Origin of the sequence: Sphingobacterium sp. UBA6317, from assembly GCF_002440385.1 — a bacterium.
GTDB classification, from domain to species: Bacteria; Bacteroidota; Bacteroidia; order Sphingobacteriales; family Sphingobacteriaceae; genus Sphingobacterium; species Sphingobacterium multivorum.
Map to the genome: position 1 here is coordinate 20,748 of NZ_DJTD01000065.1, position 16,096 is coordinate 36,843.

Annotated in this window: 15 protein-coding genes and 1 riboswitch; of the genes, 12 read left to right on the plus strand and 3 right to left on the minus strand. The window is 40.2% G+C overall.

All coding sequences use genetic code 11. The features are described from left to right. Positions 1–169 precede the first annotated feature (169 nt). A complete protein-coding gene (locus B3E92_RS21005) occupies positions 170–1,330 on the plus strand; it encodes a pyridoxal phosphate-dependent aminotransferase (RefSeq protein ID WP_286898133.1) in 1,161 nt (386 codons plus the stop codon). 131 nt (positions 1,331–1,461) lie between these two features. Then, positions 1,462–2,301, plus strand: coding sequence for a prephenate dehydrogenase (locus B3E92_RS21010; protein ID WP_286753742.1), 840 nt, complete (start codon positions 1,462–1,464; stop codon positions 2,299–2,301). A gap of 56 nt (positions 2,302–2,357) precedes the next feature. Here the strand turns inward: B3E92_RS21010 and B3E92_RS21015 are convergent, their stop codons facing one another. From B3E92_RS21015 to B3E92_RS21025, 3 genes are all read right to left on the minus strand, one after another. After that, on the minus strand, positions 2,358–3,578 hold the full coding sequence (locus B3E92_RS21015; protein ID WP_286898134.1) for a tetratricopeptide repeat protein: 1,221 nt from the start codon (positions 3,576–3,578) through the stop codon (positions 2,358–2,360). Positions 3,579–3,627: 49 nt separating this feature from the next. Further along, entirely contained in the window at positions 3,628–4,011 is a 384-nt protein-coding gene (locus B3E92_RS21020) for a hypothetical protein (protein ID WP_088162243.1), read from the minus strand. A gap of 102 nt (positions 4,012–4,113) precedes the next feature. After that, on the minus strand, positions 4,114–6,726 hold the full coding sequence (locus tag B3E92_RS21025; RefSeq protein WP_286898135.1) for a TonB-dependent receptor: 2,613 nt from the start codon (positions 6,724–6,726) through the stop codon (positions 4,114–4,116). Positions 6,727–7,162: 436 nt separating this feature from the next. Here B3E92_RS21025 and B3E92_RS21030 point away from each other — a divergent pair, with 436 nt between their 5' ends. The 10 genes from B3E92_RS21030 (at position 7,163) to B3E92_RS21075 (ending at position 15,952) form a co-directional block, all read left to right on the plus strand. After that, entirely contained in the window at positions 7,163–7,792 is a 630-nt protein-coding gene (locus tag B3E92_RS21030) for a Crp/Fnr family transcriptional regulator (protein ID WP_286898136.1), read from the plus strand. A 58-nt stretch (positions 7,793–7,850) separates the two neighbouring features. Beyond that, positions 7,851–8,696: an NAD(P)-dependent oxidoreductase gene (locus tag B3E92_RS21035; RefSeq protein WP_112376102.1), complete on the plus strand. Its 846-nt coding sequence runs from the start codon at positions 7,851–7,853 to the stop codon at positions 8,694–8,696. 118 nt (positions 8,697–8,814) lie between these two features. Then, positions 8,815–9,558 (plus strand): dienelactone hydrolase family protein, encoded by a 744-nt coding sequence (locus B3E92_RS21040; protein WP_286768563.1) that lies wholly within the window; start codon positions 8,815–8,817, stop codon positions 9,556–9,558. 33 nt (positions 9,559–9,591) lie between these two features. Beyond that, positions 9,592–10,842 (plus strand): hypothetical protein, encoded by a 1,251-nt coding sequence (locus tag B3E92_RS21045; protein WP_286898139.1) that lies wholly within the window; start codon positions 9,592–9,594, stop codon positions 10,840–10,842. Positions 10,843–10,981: 139 nt separating this feature from the next. Further along, a complete protein-coding gene (locus B3E92_RS21050) occupies positions 10,982–11,824 on the plus strand; it encodes a VanW family protein (protein ID WP_286898140.1) in 843 nt (280 codons plus the stop codon). 63 nt (positions 11,825–11,887) lie between these two features. Next, positions 11,888–11,980, plus strand: a riboswitch (TPP riboswitch). Positions 11,981–12,062: 82 nt separating this feature from the next. After that, positions 12,063–12,866: a hydroxyethylthiazole kinase gene (gene thiM / locus B3E92_RS21055; RefSeq protein ID WP_286898142.1), complete on the plus strand. Its 804-nt coding sequence runs from the start codon at positions 12,063–12,065 to the stop codon at positions 12,864–12,866. Beyond that, on the plus strand, positions 12,856–13,488 hold the full coding sequence (gene thiE, locus B3E92_RS21060; protein ID WP_286898144.1) for a thiamine phosphate synthase: 633 nt from the start codon (positions 12,856–12,858) through the stop codon (positions 13,486–13,488). Before thiM ends, thiE begins: the two co-directional genes overlap by 11 nt. Further along, positions 13,485–14,324, plus strand: coding sequence for a bifunctional hydroxymethylpyrimidine kinase/phosphomethylpyrimidine kinase (gene thiD / locus B3E92_RS21065; RefSeq protein WP_286898147.1), 840 nt, complete (start codon positions 13,485–13,487; stop codon positions 14,322–14,324). Before thiE ends, thiD begins: the two co-directional genes overlap by 4 nt. Continuing rightward, positions 14,311–14,967, plus strand: coding sequence for a thiaminase II (tenA, locus tag B3E92_RS21070; protein WP_286898149.1), 657 nt, complete (start codon positions 14,311–14,313; stop codon positions 14,965–14,967). Before thiD ends, tenA begins: the two co-directional genes overlap by 14 nt. A 241-nt stretch (positions 14,968–15,208) precedes the next feature. Continuing rightward, positions 15,209–15,952 carry a GIN domain-containing protein gene (locus B3E92_RS21075; protein WP_286898151.1) on the plus strand — a complete coding sequence of 248 codons (744 nt, stop codon included), beginning with the start codon at positions 15,209–15,211 and terminating at the stop codon, positions 15,950–15,952. Positions 15,953–16,096: the final 144 nt, after the last annotated feature.

The window sequence follows — 16,096 nt, forward strand, 5'->3', positions numbered from 1 at the left end:
AACAAATTAATCAAGAAAAGCACATATCCTGGCAAGGGACTATAAAATTGTTGCATCGCAAGAATAAAGCATTCAGCTTGTTCAGCTTGAAAAATCGATAAAAAAATCTCCTTTTAATAGATAATTCCCTAATTTAGCCTTATTCAAATACCAAATTTATTAAAATAAAATGCAAATAGACGTTGCCAAAAGATTGCAGCACACTGAAGAATATTATTTCTCCAAAAAATTAAGAGAAATAGATGAGTTGAACAAACAGGGAGCGCGTGTAATCAACCTAGGAATTGGAAGTCCAGACTTACCCCCGCATCCGGAGGTGATCGAGACATTAAATACGAATGCCCAACTTCCAAATGTGCATGGCTATCAAAATTATAAAGGCGCCCCCGCCCTACGACAAGCCGTTGCAGATTGGTATCAACGTTATTATAACGCGACTTTTAATCCCAATACCGAAATATTACCCTTAATAGGGTCAAAAGAGGGTATTGTGCACATCTGTATGACCTATCTTCAGGAAGGAGACCAAGCGCTTATACCCAATCCTGGCTACCCAGCTTATGCTGCTGGAGTGAGATTGAGTGGTGCTGAAGCGATCACCTATAATCTTACACAAGAGCAAAATTGGCTTATCGATCTAAATGAGCTCAAAAAACAAGACTTGTCAAAGGTTAAATTGATGTGGATAAACTATCCTCATATGCCAACAGGTGCTTCAGCACCCGATGCATTTTATCATGAGCTGATTCAATTTGCTAAAGAGTATAATATCCTGATTTGCCACGATAATCCGTATAGCTTTATTTTGACAGATACGCCAAGAAGCATTATGAGTATCCCTGGCGCGAAAGATGTAGCCATTGAGTTGAATTCGCTGAGCAAGTCTTCCAATATGGCGGGATGGCGAATTGGTGTGCTCGTGGGTGCCGAAGAACGTATAAACCAAGTACTCCGTTTCAAAAGCAACATGGACTCAGGTATGTTTTTACCTGTTCAGCTGGCTGCGGCAAAAGCCTTACAACTTGATGTCTCCTGGTATGCTGATCTAAACAAAATTTATGCGGAACGACGCCAACAGGTTTATGAGATCATGGATTTGCTGGACTGTGCTTATCAAAAGGACCAAGTAGGTCTATTTGTATGGGCACGCATCCCTGAAAAATACAAGGATGGTTATGCCCTGAGCGATGCTGTTTTGGACAAATCACGGGTATTTATTACACCGGGTGGAATTTTCGGAGACAAAGGCGATCAATATATACGCATCAGTCTCTGTGCCACAGTAGAGGTGCTCAAAGAATCAATCCAGCGCATTAAAGATAATTTCTAAGACATTCGATATCGGGGCAGCTTAACTGCTTTGAAATTATCGATAGAATAATTGATCGACAAACAACCAGGGTATAAAGCGTTCGGTGTATAACATTTGAACAAAAATACGCTTAATATAATTGTTTACATATGAACATTGCCATTGTAGGCGTAGGCTTGATCGGCGGCTCAGTTGCCATTCGCCTAAAAGAAACAAAATTCTGCGACAAAATTATCGGTGTAGATAAGAGTCAAAAGAACTTAGATAAAGCGATGCACATCGGCTTCATTGACGAAACAGCAAGCTTAGAAGATGCGATTAAGAGCTGTAAAGTATTGGTGCTCACAATTCCTGTCGATGCCATTTTACATGTTGTTCCTCAAATCTTGGATCTGGTCACTGACCAGGTTGTCATCGACATGGGATCAACAAAAACGAATATTCTGAATAAAATAAAGGATCATCCCAATAGGGGCCGTTATGTTGCAGCCCATCCCATGGCCGGAACAGAGTATTCGGGACCTGAAGCTGCAATAGCAGGCTTATTCAAAGGAAAAATGATGGTGTATGTTGAAGCATTTAAAACGGATGAGGATGCTTTCGAGATTGCCGATGCCATCACCGACCAATTGGAGATGCGCAGCTGTTTTATGAATGCAGATGAACATGATGTGCATACGGCTTATGTATCCCACATTTCTCACCTGACCTCTTTCGCCCTCGCCTTAACAGTATTGGAAAAAGAGAAATCTCAAGGACGTATCTTTGAGCTGGCAGGCTCGGGATTTGAATCTACAGTACGTCTAGCCAAAAGTTCGCCCGATATGTGGACACCTATTTTCAAGCAAAATCGCGAAAATGTACTCGAAGTACTCGAAGAACATATCAAGCAGCTTCAATCCCTGCACGATTCTATTGCCACGGAGGATTATGACAAATTGCACAAACTTATTACCCGTTCCAATAAGATAAAAAGGATCATTAAATAAAGGCTGCTCTAGTTAGAGCAGTAGGTATAAAAAGTCCACCAAAAGGTGGACTTTTTTTATTCATCTTCCAATTCATTGAATTTATCCAGGTCGGCTTTTGCCCCGATAGGATCACCCAATTTTTCACGAATTGCTGCGCGATATGAATACAAATCAGAATAATATGGATTCAAATCGATCGCTTTCGAGTAATCTGCCAGTGCGCCTGGTAAATCCTCCAACTTTTCATTCAAATCGGCTCGTAATGAATACACATAAAAATCTTCCGGATTGAGCGTAACAAGGCGATCAAAATCCAATAATGCTTCCTCAAAATTTCCCAACCGCTCAAACAAAGATGCCCTTTCTTCGTATACGATCGATGAATCACGATCTATTTCCTCCGCCTTGGCATAGTCTTCCAGCGCACTTTGGTAATTACGATAGGATTCAAACACTTTAGCGCGAAATATATAGGCGGCAGAACGATTCTCATCAAGAGCAATAGCCTGATTGAAATCAGACAATGCCAATTCAAAACAGGTCAATTTCAGGTACAAACTTCCTCTAAAAACAAACAGGTTGCTATCCTTGTTGTCGGATTCCGCAATAGCAGAAGAATAAAGACCGATTGCTTTTAGATAGCTATAGCAATGAACATATTCAAATCCCAATGAATTTATTTCGTCAGTACTCAGGTGCTTTGGCTTCGATTCCAGCTCTTGAATAACCAAATTATCGGCCTCAAAGTAAGTGAGTTCAGCTTGATTCTCCGCCCATTCCAATACACTATGGTAATTAAAATCCAGTCTCTTGGCAATCTGATAATCATAGAAAGCACCTTCGTCTTCATCGATGAGTCGATAAACTAAACAACGGCTCGCATAAAAAAATGGCTCCTCTTTATACTGTTCGATTGCGCTTGTAAACGTTGCAATAGCTTGGTCATATGCCGCTATTTTAAAATAATAAAGCCCCAAATAGCTATAGGCAAGTGCATGATTGGTCAAAGCAATCGCCTGCTCAAGTAAAGCGACAGGATTACCATCGCCACTGATTCCGACATTAAATCCTTCCAATGTAGATCTAATCGCGCTCTGTTGGACGGTGTCTAACCAATCAGCGGAAAAAGATGAACTCGCTTCCGGAAAAAATGATGAAATAGGTAAAAAAGAAAACTTAGCAAGAAGTACGGGTACTGGCAGTGTAAAATCTGATTCCACAAAAGTATTGTTTTGTAGAATGACAGCTAGATTTGAAAACATATGCTTCATACCCAAAACTAAGCTAAATTTCATTACAAAAGAAATCTAACGGGAGATCAGGTATTATAATCGGGTATTCTTATCAACTAATTTCACCTGTCAGGTATAAGTATTTATAGCGGACAATATCCCTCGAATTTGTAAATTTGATTAATTTTTCCTTTTTGAAAACATAATTGGAAACCTTCTCTTCCATCAAACGCAGGAATTCAACAAATTCAGCAAAAAAGTCTTGACGTTCTCCTGGTGTAAACTGGCTATTTTTGACAATCCAAAAGAATTGCTCCTCATTCACATGGAAAGATACCTCATTTTTCTTTTCTTTTCGAAAAATAAAAATCGGGTCATTTTCTTGGTTAATAAATAAAGCAAAGCCCGTATTTCCACCATCCAAATTAACAACAAAAGCAGAAAAATGGACAGTACCGATCTGTAAATTTTCCAGACAAATTAATTTATGCAACATCAGGTTGACAATTAGATCACCTAAAATTATTAAGTTTTTATTAAAAAACAAAAAAAGGCCCACAAAATAATTGTGGGCCTTTTTGTATTCAAGATAATGTTATTAGAATGTAAATTTCACAGATGCATTCCATGTTCTACCCTGGCCGATCAAAACAAAATTGGACGTATCAATACCATTCCAAGTATTGTTCACATCTGTCACCAAGTTGCTAGAAGTAGCTTCCGAAATATAGAACTTATTCAACACATTGTTCATGTTAACACGGAAACTCATGCTGTTCTTGTCACTTACTTTGACATTGTAAGAAAGACCGGCATCCAAAAGATTAAAAGACGGTAATTTCATATAACGTCCATAAGTTTGGCCATCTATTACTTCTCTACGATAATTCGATGCATACAAACGCTCATAATATCTGTAGTTTGCGTCAACAGACAAACCCTTAAACACTTTATATTTAGCACCAAATCCATAAGAAGTTTGCGCTGCGTTACCAACATGTTCACCGGTTAAGTTAACCTGAGAACGTCCCAATTCGACGCGGTTATCGTTACGTATAACAGAGTTTACTGCACCATCGTATTTCCAGTCACCTATCGATAAAAACCCTGTTAGGCTTAATTTTTCGATTGGGCGGGCCTCAAAATCAACTTCTATCCCTCTATGCACCTGTTTTACGCCGTAATTGGTTGTATATAGGTAGGCACCTTCGACCAAAATACCAGGATCATTTGTTGGGTTGTATTTTTTCACATCATCTGCCGTCGCTAAACTCGAACTACCCGTAACACGGTTTTCCCAAGTTGTGCGGTAAACATTCACATTCACATCCAAGAATCGAGAAGCAAATTTATAACCAGCCTCTAAACCAAGGATTTTTTCATTTTCAGCATTTTCATTAATATCATTTGCAAAATTCATGAAAATATTGTTTTGATAAGGCTGACGGGAATAGTACCCCGCATTACCAAAAACACTATGATGTCCCAATGTATAACTTACACCACCCTTCGTATTGTAGCCAAAGTTGTTCACGTCTTTAGAATCCTCATTACCTGGTGTGTATTGAAAATAATCAGAACGTTTGTTTTGTTGTTCGGAAACCGATCCTTGGAAAAACGCTGTAAAGCCATTTTTCGCATATTCCAATTGACCGAACAGACCGCCATAACGGATGTATTGATTGTAATCCCAAGCTAAACGATCTTCACGCGAATCAGGTTTGCTTGAGAAAGCTTTCCAAGGATTTGTTGAGTATGTATTGGTAACCAATGGCTTATTAGGGAAATTAACATTACCGCCCAATACAACACCATTTGTATTTCCTAGTGGATCTGTCAATTTACGATAATGTGTACCCTTATAATCTCTCACATCAAAACCCACATTAAAATTCAGGGACTCTGAAAGCTTACGGTTATAATTGGAAACTATACCAAACCACTGATGATTGTTCACATCAGCAGCCAAATATTTGCCTTTGTTGTATTTATCACTTCTTAACGATTGACCGCCCCCAGCAGCTAACGACGCATAAACGACAGTTGACAAAGATGATTTATCATCGATGGTCCAATCCCAGTTCAAGTTGGCTACCGGCTTATGATAAAAGTTCTTTTGCGCATTCATCATCACGCCATTTGCATCCTTATAATTGTCGTTGTAACGTCTGCCATTAGCAAGATAGTTAGACAATTTTGAGGTATATCCTTGGTTGTGCCACTGTGGTGCACCGGTTACCATGAAGTTCAGGTTGTGCTTTTCATTTGCTTTGTATCCAACGGACAAGAAATAACTTTGTCCAGCACCTTCCGTATGATCCATATAACCGTTACCTGACCATTGCGTAAACATAGCCGAAACAGCAAAACCGTTTTTCATCAGACCGGTATTGTAACCTACTGTTGCCTTCATAAACATATCGTTACCAACAGTAGTGCGGACAAAACCACCTTCTTTCATTGCGGTAGATTGTGTCACGTAATTTACGGTACCGCCGACAGATGAAATCGCTAATTTAGATGATCCCAAACCACGTTGAATCTGCACTAAAGAAGCAATATCTGTAAGTCCCGACCAATTTGACCAATATACACTTCCATTGTCCATACCATTGATCGGCTGACCGTTCAACAAAAATGCGGTATTGGACTGATCAAAACCACGTGTTGTCATAGAAGACTCACCAAAACCTTTTGCCTGACCAGTGATATAAACCGACGGGGTATTAGCTAGTGCTGAAGTAATATCCTGTGCGCCTACCCTTTCCTCTAAATCCTGTTTACGGATCGTTGAAACGGCAATCGGCGTCTTTCTTCCCGCAGCAATATCAATAACACCATTACCAACAACAACAACCTCATCCAAACTTGTTGAAGATCCAGCCGTAAAAATTGGATTGATATTCAACGATTCCCCCGATTTCAGCATGATGTTTTCGAAAACAACAGGTGTTTCGCCAATGTAAGTTACCTCTACTTTGTAGGGGCCTCCTTCTTGAAGATTTGAAATTTGAAATTTTCCTTGGGCATCGGCTGAGCCACTTACAACTTGTCCACTTGGGATGTGGGTAATTTTAATGGTTGCTCCTTTAACCGTTTGTCCAGTAGCTTCTTTGACAACTCCTGAAACCGAACTAGTATTTGCTGTTTGACCATGAACGGCACTATAACTAGCAAAAACGAGGGCAAAAAAAAGTAAAGACTTTTTCATGTTAGATGTGATTGTTTTGTTTTTGTGGCGCAAAATTAGGAATTGATTGTCTTTTTAACTAATTTTAACAATAGGATTATCAGACCCTAGCGCTATACAAAACAAATCAGTTTTAAGCTTCCACAGAAAAACAGCTACTTCTAAAACAAAGAGGCAATAAAAAAACAGATTAAATAAAATAAATACAACACATTCATCACATTCTTAAAAAAACACTAAAAATAATCAGAATAACATTTTGTCTGTTTTGAATAAATCAAAATTTATGAATTTCACGATTTTATATGTTAGCTGCTGGATACGCCACACACAGCACAAAAAAACCGGTCTTTCTACACATTATTTCCACCAACATTCTTTTCCACCAACATTCTTTTCCACCCCCAGGGGATAAAATAAGCCCGTAAATAATTAACTTTAACTAAAATAATACCGTATGTTGTCAATCCAACAAGCTTATACAGGCATTCTTGAGCCAGAGTTAATTACTGCAATAGCCAAAAACGCACACTTCAAAACGTTTCATGAGGGGGATCTCATCATTGATACTAATCAATACATCAAGTCGATGCCCCTTCTCCTAGATGGAGCAATAAAAATTGTCCGGGAAGATGAAGACAAAGGCGAACTGCTGCTCTACTATTTGGAAAAAGGTCAAACCTGTACGATGTCAATAGCCTGTTGTCTCGGAAATAAAAAAAGTGAAATTCGTGCCCTCGCAGAAAAAACAACAACGGTTGCCATGATTCCAAATGAGCTTGTCAACCTTTGGATGGGAAAATACCCCTCTTGGCGAAATTTCATCATATCAAGCTATTCAAGCCGTATGGACGAAATGTTACAAGCTATTGATAGTCTAGCTTTTTCCAATATGGAAGAACGAATCATCCAATATCTGAAAGCCAAAGTAAAGCTGAACAACGACCGAATACTTACCCTTACGCATCAGGATATTGCTTCTGACCTAAACACATCCCGGGTAGTTGTCTCCCGAATTTTAAAAAAACTGGAACAGGAAGATAAAATAGTGCTCCTTCGTAACGAAATCAGGGTATTAGTGGAATGACCAAAACATTTGTATCTTTAATAGACGTAAATTTCAAGAGCTATTAATGTAATTTTAGATGAAGATAGAAAAATTAGGATTTATAGGATTAGGAAACATGGGGCACCCCATGGCTAAAAACCTGGAAAAAGCAGGATTCCCCCTTTCTGTTTATAATAGAAACCGTGCAAAAGCAGCGGGCTTTGAAGAACAATCAATGATCAGAGAAGGTATAGCCGAATTGGTCGAACATGCTGATATTGTATTCTCCATGCTCACCAATGATGAAGCTGTCAGTGAAGTATATGAAAAAATCCTTCAAGGAGATATCAAGGGCAAATTATTTGTCGATATGAGTACCATATCCCGTGAACTCACCCTGTCTATCGCATCCAAACTCAAAGAAAAAGGAGCCGCATTTATAGATGCACCTGTGGCCGGCAGTACCAAGCCCGCGGCAGAGGGCACCCTGATTATTATGGTCGGTGGTGAACAGGAGGATCTTCATCGCGCCCGGCCATACCTCGAGCAGATGGGCAAGTCGATCAAACATGTTGGCGAAAATGGCCAGGGAATTGCCGCCAAACTTGCGATCAACTATTTTCTTTCAACGATCTATCAAGGTCTCGCAGAGACGATCTTATTTTCAGATAAACTGGGAATTCAACGGAGTGATATGCTCGAAATCATCAATGATAGTGCCAGTGGCAGTGGCGCAACAAAAGTCAAAACGCCTTTACTGGTGGAAGAAAACTACAGTCCTGCTTTCGCGCTAGATCTTATGCTGAAAGATATTCGACTGGCGCAACAAGCCGGTGCCGAATATCCCCTCCTCAAGACATTACTCGATACCTACGGGAAAGCACACGACCAAGGTCTCGGACAACTCGATGTTATTGGTATTATTGAATCTATAAAGTCGTAACTTCAGGTTGACGACAGCGGAAAAAATGTACATTGAAAATTATATTTAGTTGAGATGGACTCCAAATTAGGTTCATTTCTGATCACACAAAATAATGAGCGGAACAAATTATTTACAGATGAAAACAGTTATGACACTATTGATGCTGACTATGGTCACGATGACTACGCAGGCCCAACAATTAAAACAGGTTTCTTACCAGGATGGTGAACAAAAACTCAACGGCATGGTAACCGCCAATAGGGCAAAAAAAGGCCCTGCTGTCTTAATTCTTCCTGCGTGGAAGGGAATTGACAACGAAGCGAAACAAGCGGCATTGCTTCTTGAAAAAGAAGGTTACATCGCGTTCATTGCCGACATCTACGGTGAGGGAAATATTCCTGCGGACAACACCGCAGCTTCGAAAATTGCAGGCCACTACAAGACGGACTATAAAGCTTATCAGCATCGCATCAAGCTCGCATTAGAACAACTGAAAAAAGAAGGCGCAGATCCGACAAAAATTGCGATCATTGGCTATTGCTTTGGAGGTTCAGGAGCATTAGAAGCGGCGAGAGCCGGCTTCCCCGTCAATGCCGTGATCAGTATCCACGGAGGCCTATCCAAAGCTGCCGATAGACCCAATGGTTCCATTAAAACAAAAGTACTCATTGAGCACCCTGCAGCCGATAAGAGTGTATCAAAAGAAGATTACGATGGGTTGGTCAAGGAATTAAATGAAGGAAAAGCAGACTGGCAAATAATTACCTACGCAAATTCTGGACATACGTTTACGAATCCCGAGTCAGCGGAATATAATCCCGTGATGGCCAAACGTGCCTGGGAGCACACCTTATTATTTTTGAAAGAAGTATTAAATTAAATAGCAAAGTCAACAACAGCAATATCGACCCAAATGAATTATAACGCGAAACTGCACATTTATCCGATTATCATTCAGTTGTTGATATTGCTGTTTTATAGTCCCATTGCAGCATCGCAAACAGTAAAATCGTTAACAATAGCTAGCCCTACACAGGCAGTTCTGTTTGTAACCAATGAGTCCGATAAATCAACTGATTTTATCATGCGTTTACACGAAAAAAATGCTGCTGCGATTTTCAAGCAAGTACCTTTTAGCACAACAAAGTTACTGGTCACAAAAACCGATGCAAAAAAACTTACATTTAGCGTTAAAAATCAACAATGGACCATCGATGTATTGTCATTGAAACAACGTCATGTCATGATCTTGTTTGATGGCTTAGGCAAACCCAAGATCATATACGATAGTAATACCTATCTGACAGCAGCCAAATCCATATTAAGCAACAACACACAAGTTGCGTCGAAGAATCCTTCGTCACAATATAATGCCCAACATTTCTTTGACTCCATTGCACAAGTGCAATTTATTCCATCCAGGCAATATGCAGCGGCTATTATCGCCAATACAGCTCTCCCTCTTTACTACAGTCAGCGTAAAAATCAATGTGACGGCACGTATGTCATGCAGCAGTTTTCCGATGAAAATGAGGTGGAAACTGGAGCAATTGTGACGACTGTATATGAAGAAGGCAAAGAGCTCACATCCAACAATCTTTCCGGCGGAAATAATTATTTCAGCAAAAGATGCTATAATCAGTTCGGACTTATCGACTCCATACAGTACCTTCAAAACAGCAAATGGAGCAACAGCACCATTTACCGTTATCTCCCAAACGCCATTGTTTCCTACGATCCAACATTACAAACAGCGACAATAGACCACTTGAACAGCAAACTCCAGGTTGTAAAAAGTGAATCCATTCATTTTTTATACCAACGGATAGATTGGACCATTTACAGTTATGACAAACAGAATCGCATGAGTGAAGAGCTGTCGGGCAGAAATGATCAAAGGGAAAGTCGGGTCCGTTATGCGTATAGCGATCCGAAAACAAGTGATTATATACTACGCCAAACCTTCGATCAAAATGACCAACTCACAGCGGAAATCAAGCGATCCTACCGGGCCAACGAAACAGTTGATGAATTCTACTTCAAGGGGGTATTGCAACAAAAATCAATTGTAAAAGATTTGGGAAACTGTACGTATGAAAACCTGAACTATAACGGGCATGGGAAGCTCACGGGCAAATACGTACAGACAAGAAAACAGCTATAGACATAGAGCGAAAAGCCAGTATACACCCGATGGAACAAAAGTTCTACCCCCTATACAGTAAAAACACAGGACAAAATCAAAAAAAGCGGCAAAAGATAGATTTCTGCATTAATTTTGATAGCGATAAATAAACATCGTATTGAAAAAAAGAAAACTGATCAGTCAACAGCACCCCATACTCTATTTTTTTGCAGTATGGGTAAGAAGAATGCAGCGAAAAGCCGTCTGGCTATTTGACGACAAAAAATACAGCAAAGTTAAATCAGCTGAAAAACTTCCCTTTCGTATTAAAAAGCATCAGTCTGTATTATTAAAAAAGCTGGGCGAAAATAATATGCAATTGCAGATCAACAAAGTGACCAACCTGAAAATTGCAGCAGCACAGATCAATAGCATTCTGATCAGACCGAAGGAAACCTTTTCATTTTGTAAACTCGTGGGGCTCCCCACCGTAAAGAAAGGGTATCTGCCCGGCATGGAGTTATCCTTCGGTGAAGCAAGGGCGGGTATTGGCGGTGGAATCTGTCAAATATCCAATCTCATCCATTGGCTTGTTATCCATAGTCCACTCACCGTCAGCGAACGTTATCATCACTCCTTTGATCCTTTTCCTGACGATGGTCGTGTTTTGCCATTCGGCAGTGGGGCTACCGTATTTTATAACTACCGTGATTATCAATTCACCAACAACACGCCTTACACCTTCCAGATCAACCTCTGGTTTACAGAGAAATGTTTAGAGGGCGAATTGAGGATCGATCAGGAGCTGGATTTTGCATACCATGTCGTTGAAAAAGAACATCAATTTCTTAAAATAGACAATCAGTTCTTTCGTAAAAATGAGATTTGGCGCGAGAAGTTTTTAAAATTTCAGGGTGGAAAGATTTTAGAAACAGAACTTTTGACCAAAAATTTTGCCCGGGTTACTTATACCCCTGTTGAATATATTGAAATTAGTGCCGATCAAAATCCGGCCGATTAATTTAACAAGCTAAGTGATCGAAAAATGATGGATATGAAAAGTCCTCTTTTTTGTTTAAATTTGGTCTGGCTTTGGGGGTATTCTGTATAGAATTGAGATAGTCCCTTTGAACCTGATTCGGTTTATACCGGCGTAGGGAAAAGCAAAAATCCACTGTACAGCATACTCCTTTACTGCGCAGTCTATCGCTCTTCTTCCCTCCAAGGCTACACCGTACATCTTAGCATATGTAAAAAGAATGGAAGATTCAATTATCAATTTATTAGCGCAGCTGAGGGTCGAAAAACCCCTTGTACACAACATCACAAACCTAGTCGTGATGAACAATACGGCCAACGCACTGTTAGCCCTAGGAGCGTCCCCCGTAATGGTACAAAGTCCTTTAGAAGTACGTGAAGTTGTCGATATTGCGCAAGCTCTTGTTATTAATATCGGCACCTTGAGTGAAGATACAGCCGAAGCTATGCTGGTTGCTACCGAACATGCCAATACCATTGGACGGCCATGGGTACTTGATCCTGTTGGTGCTGGGATATCAGCATTCCGCAATGATTTATTGGCCAATCTACTGGATCTCAAACCAACGGTTATTCGTGGAAATGCATCAGAAATCATGACGCTGTACAATTTCAACCAACCGAACACAAAAGGAGTCGACAGCACGACAGCGAGTAAAGATGCGCTCCGATTTGGCCAATTATTGCAAGAGCAAACCGGTTCCATTATCTGTATTTCCGGAGAAGTAGACTATATTCTTTCCGAACAATACCGGGTTGAAGTCTTTAATGGCAACCCTTTAATGACACAGGTAACTGGACTTGGCTGTAGTGCTACTGCACTTATTGGTGCATTTCTAGGTGTTACAGACCAATATGTTGAAGCAGCTGTTGCCGGCGTTTCCATTTTGAGCTTGGCGGGAGAACTCGCAGCCCAAACAGCAGCTGGCCCGGGTACCTTGCAATTGAATCTCTATGATGAACTCTATAAGCTCAATGCAGAACGTCTAAAATCAAAGCTCAAGATCAAATGTTATGCGCATTAATCCGCTTTTTCCCTACCCTTTATATTTGGTAATTTCTGAGCGGGACTGTTATCCTCAACATTGGCTCAATGTCGCCGAAGAAGCCATCATTGGTGGAGTCGATCTTATTCAATTACGCGAAAAAGCTGACGATCCCGCTACATTTTTGGATAAAGCCATGCGTTTGAAAAAACTGACCGATCGTTATGGTATTCCGCTCGTGATCAATGATGCCGTAGCAATCGCTGCAAAAATCGAGGCATGGGGAGTACATGTGGGTCAAAATGATTTGCAGCCGCTCCCTATTCGCGAAAAATATGGCGATAAATTAAACATAGGCTGGTCCATAGAAGATATGCAACAACTGGAAAGTCCACAAATGTACGCCGTCGACCACCTTGGTGTAAGTCCCATTTTTTCTACGAGAACAAAAATGGACACGATTACTGAATGGGGAATTGCAGGTTTAAAACAACTTCGGAGTAGGACGGAAAAACCATTGATCGCTATCGGAAGGATGAATTTACAAACAGCAGAAGAGACCTGGAATGCCGGTGCAGACTCCATTGCAGTCGTTTCGGCCATATGCCAAAGTCAAGATCCCAGAGCTGCCAGTGCACAACTAAAAGAACTATTAAAATGACAAAAGATAAAAAATACCGCGTCCCTAGCGTACTCAGCATTGCGGGGTTCGATGGTAGCGGTGGTGCAGGTATACAAGCAGATACCAAAACCATATCTGCATTAGGTTGTTATGCCATGAATGTGTTAACTGCCTTACCCGTTCAGAACACACAAGGTGTAAGACGTATTTATGACATTCCTACAGCAGCCGTCCAGGACCAATTAGATGCTATTTTTGACGACATCTATCCCGATGCAATTAAAATAGGCATGGTACACCATATTGAACTTGTGGAGCTTATTAGCAGCTATTTAAAAGAATATAAAGGGCCTATCGTATTTGATCCAGTCATGGTCTCGACCAGCGGGCACAAGCTCATTCACGATGATACAATTCAGGCCTGCATTGAACTTCTTTTTCCTTTGGCAACGCTGATTACACCAAATTTAGACGAGGTAAGTGTTTTAGTAGACGAAGTTATTGACGATGTCGAGAGGATGAAAAAAGCGGGAAATAGCCTACTGGCGAAAGGTTGTCAATCCGTTTTGATTAAAGGCGGGCATCTCCAAAGTCAAGAATTAACATCCCTATTGTTCCAGCACAAGAATCCACCAATTGAATTCAAATCTCAAAAAATTAACAGCAAAAATACACATGGTTCCGGTTGTTCGCTTTCTTCAGCAATTGCGAGCCATTTGGCACAAGGCGTTGGTCTCGATAGCGCGGTTGAATTCGCATTGGCCTATATACACGCAGCAATAGCTGGTAGCAAAGACCTCATCATTGGCAAAGGAAATGGGCCATTAAATCACTTCCACAATCCGATTAAACTTATTCAATATGAACTGGACTGATCATGCCTGGGATTCAATAACATCAATTTATTCAGATATACTCACTATGCCGTATATTGTTCAGCTTAGTGATGGTAGTCTTCCCCTGGATAAATTTCAATTTTACATGCAGCAGGATGCTTTCTATTTAGAAGAATTTGGCCGTGTGCTCGCCTTTATAGGTGCAAAAAGCGCGGATAACCAACAAGCATTGGACTATTTCGAATTTGGTCGCAATGCGCTACTTGTTGAACGGGCATTACACGAAAATTACTTTCGGGAATTTGGTTTAAGTCCTGCCGACAAGAGCAACAAAATCGAACCAACCTGCCATCATTATGTTCATTTTCTTAAAAGCGTAGCCGCTTTCGAGAGCATTGAGGTTGCTATGGCGGCAACACTCCCCTGTTTTTGGATTTATAAGGAGGTCGGAGATCACATTGTATCGACAGCAAATACACAGGGAAATCCCTATTCCAAATGGATAGCAACTTATAGCGGTGAGGATTTTGCACAGGGCGTTATCAAGGCGAAAAACTACGTTGACAAAATTGCAGCAGAAACTACTGCAACAAAACGGGAGAAGATGCGACAAGTATTTATAACAGCTTCCCAATTAGAGTATCAATTCTGGTTAGCAGCCTACAAACGAAGAGTCTGGTAAACAAACTATTGTCCGATACCGAACAGTTGATGTTCAAAAATGAGCATGAACGAAAATAGCACTCAGGAACAAAACTAGTGTTAATCAGTATTTTAAACGGATTTAAAGTTTTGGCATTACTATTATACTATAGGTGGCAGTTAACGATAGAGCGTATGCATAAGTGTATAAGAAACGATAAAAAGGGAAATTAAAATGAAACTTTCAGTAAAAATAAATTTAAACTAATAACAGAAAAATAATGAAAAGAATCTTAACCATTGCCTTTATTTCATTTTTATATGTAGCTCAGGCACAAGAACGCGAAACACGTAAGATCACTGCTCCAGATGGCATTTCATCGGCAACTTCATTACGTGTAGATTATATTCACTCTAATCGCAACGAAGTTATTGTTGAAGCAGCTAATCCCGAACATTTATCCCTTATCGAAACGACTGTAAAAAACGGTACACTGTATGTACAGTATAAAAGAAACAGTTCAATCAGAAATGCGAGAAACAATCGCGTAACTGTTTACTCAAGCAAGATACCGACACGCTTTTCGGCATCATCCAGCAGTTCGATCTATACCGATGAAACGATTAAGGCAAACAAAATTTCTGTAGACGTATCCTCCTCCGCAAAAATATCGCTTAAAAAATTAATTGCTGATGATATCAACCTTTCAACGAGCTCTTCTAGCAAGTTAACGACAGATGTCAGCAGTAAAAATTTGCAAGTATCGGCAAGCAGTTCGTCTAAGCAGGAAATTGCGGGTAGCGCTTCAAATTTAAATTTGAACACCAATTCATCCGCATCGGTTGACATGAGCCGTTTCTCGACAACAAATGCCCAAGTACAAGCCAATTCGTCTGCAAATGTTAGGCTCAGCGTGAAAGAAAACTTACAGGGAAATGTTTCTACATCGGCAAGAATTGCGTTAAAAAATCAACCAAAAAATGTCCAAGTTGACAAATCAACAAGTGGCAAAGTAGTATTGTAATTTTTAGTGTGGTCTTTAAAAAAGACTGTTTATTTATGTTTAATGTTTAGTTAGCTTAAAGGTGATACATACCCCAGTATCACCTTTGCTTTTATTAGCATTTTTGCTCACACTTCTCCTTTTCCTTCTCCTTCTCCTTCTCCT

Excerpts from the sequence above, each read along its gene's own strand:
- B3E92_RS21005 (WP_286898133.1), top strand. The coding sequence starts at position 170 with ATGCAAATAGACGTTGCCAAAAGATTGCAGCACACTGAAGAATATTAT.
- B3E92_RS21010 (WP_286753742.1), top strand. The coding sequence starts at position 1,462 with ATGAACATTGCCATTGTAGGCGTAGGCTTGATCGGCGGCTCAGTTGCC.
- B3E92_RS21015 (WP_286898134.1), bottom strand. The coding sequence starts at position 3,578 with ATGAAATTTAGCTTAGTTTTGGGTATGAAGCATATGTTTTCAAATCTA.
- B3E92_RS21020 (WP_088162243.1), bottom strand. The coding sequence starts at position 4,011 with ATGTTGCATAAATTAATTTGTCTGGAAAATTTACAGATCGGTACTGTC.
- B3E92_RS21025 (WP_286898135.1), bottom strand. The coding sequence starts at position 6,726 with ATGAAAAAGTCTTTACTTTTTTTTGCCCTCGTTTTTGCTAGTTATAGT.
- B3E92_RS21030 (WP_286898136.1), top strand. The coding sequence starts at position 7,163 with ATGTTGTCAATCCAACAAGCTTATACAGGCATTCTTGAGCCAGAGTTA.
- B3E92_RS21035 (WP_112376102.1), top strand. The coding sequence starts at position 7,851 with ATGAAGATAGAAAAATTAGGATTTATAGGATTAGGAAACATGGGGCAC.
- B3E92_RS21040 (WP_286768563.1), top strand. The coding sequence starts at position 8,815 with ATGAAAACAGTTATGACACTATTGATGCTGACTATGGTCACGATGACT.
- B3E92_RS21045 (WP_286898139.1), top strand. The coding sequence starts at position 9,592 with ATGAATTATAACGCGAAACTGCACATTTATCCGATTATCATTCAGTTG.
- thiM (WP_286898142.1), top strand. The coding sequence starts at position 12,063 with ATGGAAGATTCAATTATCAATTTATTAGCGCAGCTGAGGGTCGAAAAA.
- thiE (WP_286898144.1), top strand. The coding sequence starts at position 12,856 with ATGCGCATTAATCCGCTTTTTCCCTACCCTTTATATTTGGTAATTTCT.
- thiD (WP_286898147.1), top strand. The coding sequence starts at position 13,485 with ATGACAAAAGATAAAAAATACCGCGTCCCTAGCGTACTCAGCATTGCG.
- tenA (WP_286898149.1), top strand. The coding sequence starts at position 14,311 with ATGAACTGGACTGATCATGCCTGGGATTCAATAACATCAATTTATTCA.
- B3E92_RS21075 (WP_286898151.1), top strand. The coding sequence starts at position 15,209 with ATGAAAAGAATCTTAACCATTGCCTTTATTTCATTTTTATATGTAGCT.